Annotated in this window: 5 protein-coding genes; all 5 read right to left on the reverse strand. The window is 65.0% G+C overall.

The window, feature by feature from the left end; translation table 11 throughout:
* A partial coding sequence (locus B3229_RS14430) for a hemagglutinin repeat-containing protein (protein ID WP_286871806.1) occupies positions 1–7878 on the reverse strand: 7878 nt, incomplete at its 3' end.
* A gap of 12 nt (positions 7879–7890) precedes the next feature.
* Entirely contained in the window at positions 7891–8418 is a 528-nt protein-coding gene (locus B3229_RS14435; protein ID WP_048786826.1) for a toxin-activating lysine-acyltransferase, read from the reverse strand.
* Between the two features lie 2 nt (positions 8419–8420).
* Positions 8421–10115, reverse strand: coding sequence for a ShlB/FhaC/HecB family hemolysin secretion/activation protein (locus B3229_RS14440; protein WP_286871811.1), 1695 nt, complete (start codon positions 10113–10115; stop codon positions 8421–8423).
* 272 nt (positions 10116–10387) lie between these two features.
* Complete coding sequence (gene mgtU / locus B3229_RS21305) at positions 10388–10474, reverse strand: magnesium transporter protection protein MgtU (RefSeq protein ID WP_353735419.1); 87 nt, start codon at positions 10472–10474, stop codon at positions 10388–10390.
* Positions 10475–10484: 10 nt separating this feature from the next.
* Positions 10485–13181 (reverse strand): magnesium-translocating P-type ATPase, encoded by a 2697-nt coding sequence (gene mgtA / locus B3229_RS14445; protein WP_286871814.1) that lies wholly within the window; start codon positions 13179–13181, stop codon positions 10485–10487.
* Positions 13182–13504: the final 323 nt, after the last annotated feature.

A 13504-nucleotide genomic window follows, 5' to 3' on the forward strand; every position in this document is an offset into this window, starting at 1 on the left:
GGCCGAGCCGGTCATCGAGCCAAAGGTAAAGCTGCCGCCCGCGCTGGCGCTCTGCTGCTTCGAGTCGTAGCGGTCGCTGTCCTGCTCGCTCGCCAGCGTCAGGTTGCGGCCCACCTCCGCCTTCACCTTCTCGCCGCTCACCTGCGCGCCCTGAAGAGTGGTGTCGCGCCCGCTCACCATCGTCACCTGGCTGCCCGCGCTCACCTGGGTCTCGGTGTGGGTGACGCCGCTGCCCTGCTCGCTGCCTTTGCCCTTGTTAGCGCTGGCGGAGACGCTGATGCCCCAGCCGCCCTGGCCCGCGCCGATGCCCACGCCCAGGCTGCCGCCGTGGCTCTCGTTTTTCCCCTCCAGCGAGGAGGTATTATCGGCCGACAGCAGGTTCAGGTCGCGGTTCGCCGACAGCAGCACATCCTTGCCGGCCTGCAGCTGGCTGCCCTGCACCGTCAGGTCGCCGTCGGCGCCTTTCACGCCGCTGCCGCGCGCCACCACGCTCAGGTTGTCCCCCGCCGTCAGGCTGCTGCCCTGAGCGGTACGCTGCTCGCTGCGCTGCGTGGAGGTGGAGGACTGGCTGCCGTAAGAGAGGCTGACCCCGATGGCGTTGTTGTTCTCCGGACTGTTGCCCTGCGCCGCCGCCAGGCGCGCGGCCTGCGTCGCCTGCACGCCGCTGAGCGCGGCTTTGGTGCCCTGCAGCGCCGCCAGCCGTCCGCTGTCGGCGGACTTCGCCTCCTGCACCGTCTGCGCCGCCGTATTGAGCGCGCTGCCCACCGTGCCGGAGAGCGCCAGCGTCAGGCCGGAGGTTTTCTGCTCCACCTTATGCGTCTGGCTGCTCTGGTTCTCCGCCGCGGTGATGCTGACGTCACGCCCGTCCAGCGTCAGGTTTTTGCCGGCGATAAGCTCGGAGCCGTTCACGTCCAGACGGTTGCCCGCCTCCAGCGTCACGTTGCCGTTCACGCTGCCGACAGTGCTGCCCTGGTTCGTCACATCCTGCGCCGTGTCGGTGGTTTTCAGGCTCTGCGAGCCGTAACTGAAGCCGATGCCGCCGGTGCCCGACAGCCCGCTCTTTTTCTCCTGCGCCAGGTGCTGTTCGCTGTTGCGCTCCGTCGCGCCCGCCACGCTGAGATCGTTGCCCGCCTGCAGCGCGACGTCGCGCGTGCCCGCGATCTGGCTGCCCTGCACGCGCAGGTCGTTGCCTGCCGCAACCGTGACGCTGTCGCCGCTCAGCGCGCTGCCCTGCGCCGTCTGGCGCGCAATCTGGTCACGCGTGGTGGTGGTGCTCTTCGACAGCCAGCCGCTGCTGCCGGTCACCTTATGCCGCTCGTCCAGATCCTGGGTGTTCTCGCCATTCGTCAGCGTAACATCCTGTCCGGCAGTCAGCGCCAGCGCGAGGTCAGCCGACAGGGTGGCGGCGCGCGCCTTAAGATCGTTGCCTGCCAGCAGCGAGACGTCGCCTTTGCCCACCACTTCGCTGCCGCTCTCCTGCGTATTGCCCTGCTTCAGGCTGTTGTCGCCGTCCCAGACGATATCGTCGCGGCTTGCGGTGGTGACGGTATTAAGGCTGAGGTCGCGGCCCGCATGAAGCACCGTCTGGCTCGACTTGCCGCTGTTGACCACCTGGGCCGCCGTCAGGTTGATATCGCGTCCCGCCTGCAGGATCAGCCTGCCGTCGTCGCCCTGCACATACATGCCCGCCACGCTGTCGACGGTGGTGCGCGCAAAGCTGTTGTCGCCGCTGCGGCTCTCAACGCTGCGCGTGGTGCTGATGGCGTTGATATCCCGTCCGGCGCTGGCCAGCAGCGAGTCGGTGCCCTGGATCACGCCGCCGATGTTGTTGATATCGGTGCGGGCGGCGAGATCGACGCTGGCGCCCTTGATGGTGCCCGCCAGGTTAGTAATATTGTCGGCGCTCAGCTTCACCACTTCGCGTCCTGCCAGCGTGCCGCTGTTGAACAAGCCGCCGCCCAGGTTCAGATTGAGGTTGCGGCCCGCAATCAGCGCGCCGCTGCCGTCGACATCGCCTGGCTGAACGCGCGCGTAAACCTGCGGCACCAGCACCGTCTGGGTGGAACCATCCGGCAGCCTGACCTGCGCGTTCACCAGCCAGACGATATCTTTGGTCAGCAGCGCCATCTGCTGCGGCGTCAGCGCCACGCCGAGCGTCAGGTGGTATTCCTGACTGAAATCGATGGCGTTGTTCATCAGCGCCTTGTACTGATCTTCGTCGTTGCTGTAGCCGTCCAGATAGCGCTGACCCGTCAGGTTGATCACCTGTTCCCGGATCAGACGCTGCTCGTAGTAGCCGTCGCCCAGGCGTTTCAGGACGTTATCGCTGTTCTGCGTCAGCCTCTCCTGCATATAGTCGCTGCTCAGCCACTGCTTCTCCTGGGTAAAGCGCGGATCGGTCTCCACCAGGTATTTGCCGCCGGGCGACGGATTGGTTTTGAACAGGCTGTTGTCCGGCAGGCGCGTATCCGGCCCGACGATGCGCACCACGCGCGCCGCTTCGCCCTGCTGCGGCGCGACGCTGCTGGCGACTTCAAAGCGCTGCCCCGGCTTCAGGACAGCGGCGGCGATAGCGGGCAGCGCGCCGCTATCGACCGCCTGCCAGTCAGGCGTAAGCGCGCTGCCCGCCACGGCGGCGCTGACGCTGCCGGTATGGCCGATTGCCGCGTCGGTACCCTGCGCGCTCTGCGGCGCCAGCGAGACTGGCGTGCCGCTAATGTCGCCGTGATCGACCAGCTGGCTCGGCTTCAGCGCAATCGTCTCAATCACATCCGGCGGCGTATAGGCTGACTGTTTTTTGCCCTGGCTGTCGCCGCCTTTATGGCGGATGCGGTAGTAGCTGGTGACTTTACCGGCGTCGGTGGTGATGCGCTGGCCCGCCACCTCGACGTTGTCGAGCTCGCCCGCGTTCATCGTCAGCGTGTTGCCCGCTACGATTTGGCTCTTATCGTTGAACACCTTATCGGCGTTCACCGTCATATTGCCGCCCGCGATGATCTTCGCCGGATCGCTTTCGACGATCTGCGTCTCCTGCACCGTGCGGGTGTAATCATACTGGGTAAAACGGTCGTGGTTGCTGCCGGTTTTGCCCGGCGTGTTGAGGTTTCGCAGCGAGTCGGCGGAGTTGCGATCGACAAACACGCCCTCTTCGCCCGCTTTCCAGCGCACGGTGTCGCCCGACTGCTGATACTCGGTGATCGCCTCAGTGGAAACGGTCGCCAGTTCGGTGCTGAAATGGTCGTTGACGTTATTGATCTGCCCGGCGTCGATCTGCATATCGCCCGCCGACTCGATGGTGGCGCTGTGGTTGTTGAGGGTGTCGGCCCTGCCGGTCGCCAGCCCGCTGCCGTCCAGCTGCCCGCCCAGCGCCATGTCCCCTGCGCTGTAGATCAGGCCGTGATCGCGGTTGTTCAGCGTCTGAACGCCGATATCGACCCGCTCGCGCCCCGCCAGCGTGGCGGCGGTGCCGTTTTCCGCCAGGTTATTGAAGGTGCCGGCCTGTACGCCGACCGTATCGCCGTAAATCCGGCCGCTGCCGATGTTGGTTAAGGTGCCGGCTTTGAGCAGCGTCTGCTTGCCGTCGATCAGGCCGTAGTTGGTGAGCTGCCCGTTGAGGGTCAGCCAGTCCTGCCCGGCATTGATCTCGCCGCTGGCGGCGTTCAGCAGATTGCTGGCGCGCAGATCAAGCTTGCCGCCCGCCAGCAGTTTGCCGCTGTTGACGACGTCGCCCGGCGTGGTGAAGTTGAAGCTGCCGTTGGCGATCATCTCGCCGCTGTTGTTCAGGCTCTGCTGGCTCACCAGCGTGATATCGCCGCGGGAGAGGATCTGGCCGTCGCCGCCGATGCGATCGGCGCGGATCGTCAGCGATCGACCCGCCTTGACGCCGCCCGCGCTGTTGGTCAGCGCCAGGCCGTCGCCCTGCAGCAAAAGATCCTCTCCGGCAGACAGCTCGCCCTGGCTGTTGTCGACGCTGCCCCGGCTGTTGATGGTCAGCTGCCGGTCGGCCAGCAGCGTGCCGCGCTGGTTGGCGATGCTGTCGCTGGTGACGTTGAGGTTTGCCGCTTCGATGCCCTGCTGCGCGCCCTGGGTATCCTGATTATTAAGCTGCAACGCGTTGATCACGGCGGTCGCGCCGCTGCGGATAAGGCCAGCGGCGTTATCAATAACGCCCTGCGCGCTCGACAGCAGCAGATCGCCGACGCTCTGGATCTGCCCCCCGCGGTTATCCAGATGCGCGGTGGTGAGGCTGGCCGCCTGCTCGCTCACCACGCGCCCGCCATTGCGGTTATCCAGCTCGCCGCTTTGCAGGCTGAGGTCGCCCTTCGCGCCCAGCGTGCCGCCCTGATTGTCGATATCGCCGCCTTGCAGGCTGAGATCGCCCAGGCTGTAGAGGGTACCGTTCTGGTTGTCGACGCCCTGGCCGTGGCTGTCGACGAGCACGCTACCGCCCTGCAGCAGGCCTGCCTGGTTATTCAGCGCCGATGTGGTATCAAGGCGCAGCGCATTTAGCATTGATGTGGTGTTGAGGCGCAGCGCGTTCTGCGGCGATGCGATATCGAGGCGAAGCTGATCCTGCGCCACCAGCGTGCCAGCTGCATTATTCAGGCTGCCCGCCGCCAGCTGCAAGGCTTTTCCGCTCAGGGCCAGCCCCTGCGCGTTCTCCATCCGCCCGGCGCGGATCAGCATCTCGCCCTGGCTGGTCAGCCCGCCTTTCTCGCCGCTGTTCTGGTTGAGCAGCGCATCTACGCCAATATCGAGACGATCGCCGCTCTGGATAAGGCCGCCGTCGCTGTTGTCGAGCGTGCTGCCACGCAGCGTCAGCGCCTGCTGCGCCGCCAGCTGCCCGCCGCGGTTATCCAGCGCGTCGACGCTCAGGCTGCCTGTGTCGCCGCTCGCCAGCACGCCCTGGCCATTAAGCAGCTCGCTGGCCGTGACGCGCAGCGCCTTGCCCGCGCCGATCGTGCCGCCCTGGTTATCGAGCCGCTGCGCCGCCTCCAGCGTCAGCCCCTGGCCCGCCTTGATGGCGCCGCTCTGGTTGCTGACGCTGGCCGTGACGGCGGAAAGCGCCGCCTGCGAGGCGAGTGTGCCGCGCTGGTTATCCAGCTGCGCGCCGTCTAACTGGAGATCGCCCTGGCTGGCGATAAAGCCCTGCTGGTTGTCGATCGCCCCGGCGTTAAGCGTAAGCGCGCCCAGGCTGCTGATGCCGCCCTTGCTGCCGCTGTCGCGGTTGCTCAGCGCATAGCCGTGCGTGTCGATACGGGCGTCGCCGCCCGACTGCAACAGGCCCGCGTCATTGGTCAGCGCGCCGTCGCTCTCAATCCGCAGCTGCTGTTTGCCCACCAGCGTGCCGCCGCTGTTGTTCAGCGCCTGCGTGGTTAGCTGGGCAGCACCGCCGCCCGCCAGCATCCCCTGGCGGTTATCCAGCTCGCCGCTGCGCAGCGTCAGCGCGCCGGCACTCAGGATGCCGCCGCTGTCGCCGCTCAGCTGATTGCTCAGGCGCGCGCCGTGCGTGTCGAGCAGCAGATCGCCGCCCGCCTGCAGCAGCCCGCCGTCGTTGTTGAGCGCGCCGCTGTCGCTGCGCAGCGCGCCTGACGCGGCGATGACGCCGCGCTGGTTATCCAGCGCGCGCTGGCCCAGCCCCAGTTGAAGGTTATCGCCCAGCAGCGTGCCCGCCTGGTTGTCCAGACCGGCGGCGCTGAGGGTCAGATCGCCCTTCGCCTCAATACGACCCGCCTGATTCGCCAGCGCCTGCTGCGTGGCGAGGCTGGCGGCGCCGGTTGCCGCCGACGCGCGGCCCTGCCGGTTGTCCAGCCGATCGGCGTTCAGCCTGAGATCGCGGCTGGCCGCCAGTTCGCCCTGGCGGTTGTCGACTGCGCCGCTGACCTCTGCCGTCAGGCTGCCCTGCTGTGCGGCGACGATGGCGCCGGAGCGGTTATCCAGCGCCGCGGCCTTGAGGTCGATATTGCCGTTGCCCGCCAGCTGGCCGCCCTGGTTATTCAGGGCGCCGCGCGTATGCAGCCGCATCTCGCCGCTGCCGCTCTGCACCAGCTGGCCCTGCTGGTTCGACAGGCTGTCGACATCGGCGTCGATCTGCTGCGCGGAGGTCGTTCCCTTGTCGAGGTTGAACTCGCCGCCGCGCAGGCTGAGCTGGCCGTTGGAAAGCAGCTTGCCGCCTTCGCCCTGCAGACTGCGCGCGTCAATGGCCAGCGCGCCGCTGCCGGCATGGGCGATCTCGCCGGACTGGTTATCGAGCGTATCAGCGTTCAGGGTCAGGCTGCCGCTGTTGCTGGCAATGCGTCCGCCGCGGTTATTCAGGCTGCCCGGCAGCGCGATAGCGAGGTCGTCGCCGCCGGTTTGCGTAATCTGACCCTGCTGGCTGGAGAGATCGTGCGCCTGCAGATCGAGCCTGCTAGCGGTCAGCGCGCCGCCGTCGTTATCCAGCATTTTGCCGGTGCGGGCAGCGAGCTGCTGCTGCGCCACGAGCGTGCCGCCGCGCGTCGCGATGTCGCCGTCGCGCGCCTCGAGGGTGATGTTTTTCCCCTGCGTGCGGCTGCCGCTGAGATCCAGGCGCTGGCCGCGCGCGGTCAGGCTGCCGCCCGCCAGGTTCTCGCCCTGCGCGCTCAGCGCGCCATCGGCGGCGAGCGTCAGATCGCCTGATTCGCCGAGCCTGCCGTCATCCTGTACGCCTGCGGCAAGGATGCCCGACGTCGCGCTGTTGAGACGAGCGGCCTGCAGGGTAACGTTATTGCGCGCGGCGACGGAGCCGCTGTTTTGCAGTTCTGCCGCGCTGGCGACCGTGGCGCTGCCGCCGGCGAAGAGCGCGCCGCTGTTGCTCAGGCCTTCTCTGGTGGTGACCTGCAACTCGCCGCTGCTGCGAATGCTGCCGCTGTTTTCGATGCGGCCGTCGGCGGTGATGGTTACCGCGCCGGCCTGGGCGCCGATGTTGCCCGCGTTGCGCACGCCGACGCCCGCTTCGGTGCCGATCAGGCGGATTTTACCGGCATACATGCCGCCGAGGCTGGCGACGTCCAGCGCCACCTGCGGACGCGAAGCGGCATCGTCGCCCTGTTTCGCGACCTGCTGATGCGCCGCATCCACCTGGTTGCGTCCGGTGGTGACGTTCAGATCCTTAGCCCAGACGCTGGCGTTGATTTTCACCGAGCGAGCGATAATGTCGGTGTAGTCCTGGCGCGAGCTGTCCATGCCCGCGCCTTCGACCGCCACCTCGCCGCGTTCGACGTTAAAACCGGTGAGGTTGCCGTTATTCATCTGCGCCTGGCCGGTGGTGAGCGTGGCGCGGTTGGCGTTGATAAATCCGCAGCCGTTGCAGGTGATGCCGGACGGGTTGGCGATCACCACCTGCGCTTTTTGTCCCGCCACTTCGACAAAGCCGTTCAGGCGGCTGGGATCGCGCGAGTTAACCTCGTTGAGGATCACTTTGGCCTCGCCGCGGGCGAGCCAGGGGTTGCCGCTCACCATGCCGCCCAGCTCGGTCTGGACGTTTTTGTGGGAGTTGTTGAGAATGGCGCCCTGCTGCCCGACGTCGAACTGGCTGTAGCTGTTGCGCGACACGCCGCCGGCGGAAGGGGTCTGAATATTGATCTGCGGCGTGCCGTTGGCGCTGTTGATAATGGTCGGCTGCTGACCGCCCGGCGCCTGCGGGTCGGCGACGATAGCGGCGCTGGCGGGCTGGATGACGCCCATCGCCAGCCAGAGGCTGAAGCTCAGCGCGCCAACCCGACCGATGAGTCGGCTGAGCGTGCGGCCCAGGCCCGATGCGCGTGCGCCGCCTGCGCGGCCTGAACCGGCAATATCGGCCACCACCATCAGCATGCCGCGCGCTTTGTTGAAAATAATGCGGTAGAGGTTTCTGTTCATCTAATGTCCCTATCAGATTTGCGGTAACGCCACGGCGAGCGGATGCTCCTGTCGCCACTTTTTTGCCGCCTCGCGGTTAACGCTGGCGCCATGAAAATTCAACACGCGCTTGCCGCGCTGTTCGCCGCGATGATCTAACGCCCGCCAGCAGGCGTGAGGAAAGAGGTCGCGGCGCACCAGACGGCTCATCGCCGCGGTATGGCCAAACGGCGCGATCCAGTCGCAGCACCACATGCGCTCGCCGCTGTTCCAGTCTTCTGGCGGAAAATGGATCGCAGGCAGCGTGAGATAGCGCGCTTCGGCCTCTTCATTCAGCCAGGCCCAGCTAAAGAAAAAAACCGGCTCGCCCGCTTCGGCGACCAGCACGTACTGCTGCCTTTTAACGATCGGCAGCAGCAGCGTCGGCAGCGCGTGCAGCGGCGCATCGCGATGCAGCGGCGAGTGCATCCAGAGCCAGACCGCGGCGCCCAGCACTTCCGCTTCGCTCTCTTCGCCGCCGAGGATCAGCGGCGATTTAATCTCATAGTTTCCCGCGCGCATGCTCAGTAGCTCCAGTTGAGGTTGAAGCCGAGCGTGACGTCGCTGGTGCGCAGGCCGTCCGGTTTAGAGAGCGGCGTGCCGATAAACAGGTCATAGCCGGTGTTGAACGCCTGCCCGCGCAGCCCTGCCACCCCGCCCGCCAGGTGCTGGCCGGTGAGCAGTTCGCTGCCTGCGCCGCCCACCTCGCCATAGTCCACGCCGAGATAGAACTCCTGCGCGGGCAGCGGCGTGCTCCAGGCGATGTCGTTGCGCAGATACCAGCCGCGGCTGGCGTTGAGCGTGCGCTCGCCGTCGAAGCCGCGCACCGTCCAGCGGTTGCCGATGGAGAACTGCTCCTGCGGCGTGAGCGGCGTGCTGCTCATCTGGCGCAGATACTGCATGTTGTAACGAAAACGCTGATCGCCGATGCGGAACGGCAGGTTGAACTGGGCGTTAAGCTGCACGATTTTGCTCAGCGCCGTCGCCTCGCCGAAATACTCCTCCGGCGCGGGCTGGGCGCCGAACCAGCGCGTGCCGCGCTGATAGCTGACGCCCGCGTCAAGCGTCGCCTGACGGATATAGTGACGATGCTGCAGGCCGATACGCCAGGCGGCGGTCTGTCGCCGCTGCACCTGTACCTCGGTATCGTTGATATAGTTGCGCGTTTCGCGCGTCAGCACGTCATAGGTCAGCGACGTTTTCTGCGAGCCGCTGCGGTGCAGCACGCGGCTGAGCTGCAGATCGAGGCTTTTGCTTTTTCCGCTGTAGCGGTAGTCCTGATTCGTGCCGGCGACCGTCTGGTGATAGTCGTAATCGCTGCCCGTTACGGAGAACATCCAGTAGCCGAACGGCACCGAGTAGTGGCCGGTGAAGTTTTTGCTGCCCTTGCCGCCCTGGCCTTGCAGATCGTGCGTGGCCGACAGATAAAAGAGATCGCTCAGCGCAAAGGGATTGTCGAGCGACAGCGTAACGCCGCCAAGGTAACGTCCGGTGCTGCGGGTGCCGGAGTCGTCCAGCGACAGGCCGACGCGCCACATTTTTTGCTGCTTCCAGCGCACCTGGATATCGCTTTCGCCTGGCTGTTCGCCGGGCACCACCGACATATCGGCCTCTACGGTCGGCAGCCGCTGCAGGTTTTCCAGCCCCTGCTCGATATCGCGTAAATCAAGCAGGTTGCCGGCGTGCGCGGGAAAAGCGCTGTAGAGCCAGAGATGACGATCGCTCTCCGGCGTCAGCTTCGCCTCCCGCACGTAGCCGGGCAGGATCACCAGCCGCAGCGCGCCGCTGTTGAGATCCTGCGAAGGCGCCAGCACGCGCGTGGTGACATAGCCGTGATCCACCAGCCGGTTTTGCAGGGCGCTCATCAGCAGGTTAATGCCCTGCGCGCCCAGACATTTTCCCTGCGCCTGGCTGGCGATGCGGCGCAGCGGCAGCCAGTGCGGCAGCGTCTGCTGCCCCTGCAGCTCGACGCGCGCGATAGGAAAACAGGGTTTTTCAACGGGAAAGTCGATGCGTCCGAAGCTGGAAACGGGCGGCGAAAGCCGCACGTCGGGCGCCTTCGGTTCGATTTGCTGCTCCAGCGCCTGCTGGCGCTGTTGCTGCTGACGGATCTGTTCGCCGGCGTCAGGAAACGCGTCGGCGGCAGCGGCCTGCGCGGTTAAAAAAACGCCAGCCAGCAGAGAGAAAGAGAGCGGAATAGATTTAGGCCAAAGATACATCAGACAGTCCCTGTCACGTAAATTAATCGTAAACTATGTTAATTTAAGTAAAATTTGCTGCGTATTATCCATAAATTTGGGTTAGCCACAACTCTCTTCTGATGAATTTTCAGCCGAATTGTTTAATGGATTTTACGATTTTGTATAGAGAGGGATGCGCTGAATGGCAGCGCTGAAAAAGAAAAAACAGGCGGGAAAATTAAGACCGATAATATCTGAGGTTTACCCCTGGCAGCAGGATAAGGGCGGCGAGTCACCTCGCCGCCCGCTCATTAGCGCACAATCACCGTCAGCAGAATCAGCGCGATAGCGATAAGCGCGACGCCGACAAATGCCCGGTCGAGCCCTCTTCTTTTCATGTTCGCTCTCCTAGAACCACTGGCCGAAGCGGCGGATATAGATCCGCTTCATGCCCTGCGCCACCAGGCAGTAGCCGAACAGCGTCGCCGCCAGCCAGGGGAAATAGGCGAGCGGCAGCGGCACCAGGCCGACCATCGCGCCGAGCGGCGAGAAGGGAATGGCGATGCCGAGCGCCATAATGGCGAAGGTGGTCAGCAGCACCGGCAGCGCCGCGCGGCTCTGAATAAAGGGGATCTTCTGCGTGCGCAGCATATGCACCACCAGCGTCTGCGACAGCAAGCCTTCAACGAACCAGCCGGACTGGAACAGCGACTGCGCGCCCGCGTGATTCGCGCCGAAGACGTACCACATCAGCGCGAAGGTGGTGATATCGAACAGCGACGAGGTCGGCCCCATCCACAGCATAAAGCGGCGGATATTGCCGGCATCCCATTTGCGCGGCTTGCGCAGGAACTCCGGGTCCATTTTGTCCCAGGGCAGCGCCAGCTGGGAGATGTCATACATCAGGTTCTGCAGCAGCAGATGAATCGACAGCATCGGCAGAAACGGAATAAAGGCGCTGGCGATCAACACGGAAAAGACGTTGCCGTAGTTAGAGCTGGCGGTCATGTTCAGGTACTTGATGATATTGCCGAAGGTTTCGCGCCCTTTCAGCACGCCCGCTTCCAGCACGCGCAGATCTTTCTCCAGCAGAATAATGTCGGAGGACTCTTTGGCGATATCCGCCGCGCTGTCCACCGAAATTCCCACGTCGGCGTCGCGCAGCGCCGGGGCGTCGTTGATGCCGTCGCCGAGGAAGCCGACCGTATGGCCGTTCTGCTGGAACAGCCGCACCAGCCGCGCCTTCTGCGGCGGCGTCAGCCTGGCGAACAGGCTGCTGCGCTCGGCGGCCTGCGCCAGCTCGAGGTCGCTCATCGCTTCGATCTCATCGCCGGTCAGCATGCCGCTGGCGTCCAGCCCCACTTCGCGGCAGATGCGCGCGGTGATCGTCGGGTTGTCGCCGGTCAGCACTTTGACCGCCACGCCGCTGGCGCGCAGCGCCTTAATCGCTTCGCCTGCGCTCGCCTTCGGCGGATCGAGGAAAGTCAGCATCCCTTCCAGCGTCAGCTCGCGCTCCTCCGCCTGCGTCAGCGGCAGCGTGATATCCCCTTCGCGCGTCGCCACCAGCAGCACGCGGAAGCCCTGCTGGTTATAGGTTTCAGCCAGCTTTTGCAGCGCCGCCCGGCGCGCCGCGCAGAGCGGCACGCATTCGCCGTTGACGCGCACGCGGGTAGATACGGCGAGCATCTCCTCGACGGCGCCTTTGCACACCAGCAGCGAGTCGCCCTGCTGCAGATCTTCCAGCAGCACCGACAGGCGACGCCGCGCAAAATCGAAAGGCAGCTCATCCTGTTTGTGATAGCGGCTGCGCTGCGCCTCGCTGATGCGTCGCGCGCCCGCGCGCACCACCGCCCGATCCATCGGGTTTTTGCCGCCCGTCTGGCTGCTGCTGTTCAGCCAGCCGAGCAGCAGCACGCCTTCATCCTCTTCGCCGTCGCAGTTGAGGACGTGCGACAGCTGGATCTCATCCTGCGTCAGCGTGCCGGTTTTATCGGTGCAGAGCAGATCCATCGCGCCGAGGTTCTGGATGGCGTTAAGGCGTTTAACGATCACCTTGCGTCGCGCCATCGCCATCGCCCCTTTCGCCAGGTTCGAGCTGACGATCATCGACAGCATCTCCGGCGTCAGCCCCACGGCGACGGCCAGCGCGAACAGCGCGGCGTCGGTCCAGTCGCCTTTGCTGAAGCCGTTAATCAACAGCACCACCGGCACCATAATCAGCATAAAGCGGATCAGCAGCATGCTGACGCTGTTGACGCCGCGGTCAAACGCGGTCTGAGCGCGGCTGCCGACCAGCGATTTCGCCAGCGAGCCGAAGTAAGTCTGACTGCCGGTCGCCACCACCGCGGCGCAGGCGCTGCCGCCTGAAACGCTGGCGCCCATCAGGCAGATGTTGTCCTGTTCCAGCAGGCTTTTGCCCGCCGACCGACCGCTGCTGCTTTTCGCCGCCACCTCGGCGCTGAGATCGACCTTCTCGACCGGCAGCGACTCGCCGGTCAGCACCGCCTGACTCACGCAGAGATCGCGCGAGCGGAACAGACGCAGGTCGGCAGGCACCAGATCCCCCGCGCTGAGCAGTACGATATCGCCAGGCACCAGCTCACGCATGGCGATCTCCTGCGGCGCGCCGTCGCGCATTACGGTGGCCGTGGTGCGCACCAGCGACTTCAGCGCCTGGGCAGCGCGATTGGTGCGAAACTCCTGCCAGAAACGCAGCAGCGCGCTCAGCGTCACCATGGCGCAGATGATGATTACGCCGGTCAGATCGCCCTCGTCCCCGGCACGCAGCGGTAGCCAGTAATCGGTGAAAAAGCTCACCGCCGCCAGCGCCAGCAGCACGTAGATAAAGGGGTTATGAAAGGCCATCAGCAGCTGCAGCAGCGCAGGCGGCGCTTTCTCCTGCGCCACCTCGTTAGGGCCGAACTGCGCCAGACGGCGCTCCGCTTCCTGCTGGCTCAGCCCGTCCGCCTGACTGTGCAAGTGGGCCAGCGTCGCCTCGATCGTGCGATCCGCTTCCTGCTCGATTAAATAATGTTTTGCGCCGCTTCGCGCGGCGCGGCGGCTATTTTTCGCCAGCGTCTGGCTTTCCAGTTTTAATTCAGACATGGTGAGTTCTCCCTGTAACAGGCAAAGCAATCCCGGCACGCGAAGTAAGGCGTGCGTCATCAAAGAAAATATTCAAGGGAGTGCGTAGCGTGACGGGCGAATAAGCCGCAGGCGCGAACCGCTCGCCGCAATTATCTCTCGACGCGGTGAGAAGGCGCAGGCGCAGGGCGCAGCCGGTCAGCTACGCGAGCGAGGTGGAGGAAAAAGTGCGTGAGTGAAAAACAGCATAACCATCGCCCTGTAATAAATAGCGTTTTCAGGGAGCAATCGTTATTAAAGAGGATCGCTGCCCGCCGGATGGCAAGCAGCATGGAAATTCAGCT

This window comes from Pantoea sp. UBA5035, assembly GCF_002415245.1.
Lineage (GTDB): Bacteria > Pseudomonadota > Gammaproteobacteria > Enterobacterales > Enterobacteriaceae > Pantoea > Pantoea septica.

Excerpts from the sequence above, each read along its gene's own strand:
- B3229_RS14435 (WP_048786826.1), bottom strand. The coding sequence starts at position 8,418 with ATGCGCGCGGGAAACTATGAGATTAAATCGCCGCTGATCCTCGGCGGC.
- B3229_RS14440 (WP_286871811.1), bottom strand. The coding sequence starts at position 10,115 with ATGTATCTTTGGCCTAAATCTATTCCGCTCTCTTTCTCTCTGCTGGCT.
- mgtU (WP_353735419.1), bottom strand. The coding sequence starts at position 10,474 with ATGAAAAGAAGAGGGCTCGACCGGGCATTTGTCGGCGTCGCGCTTATC.
- mgtA (WP_286871814.1), bottom strand. The coding sequence starts at position 13,181 with ATGTCTGAATTAAAACTGGAAAGCCAGACGCTGGCGAAAAATAGCCGC.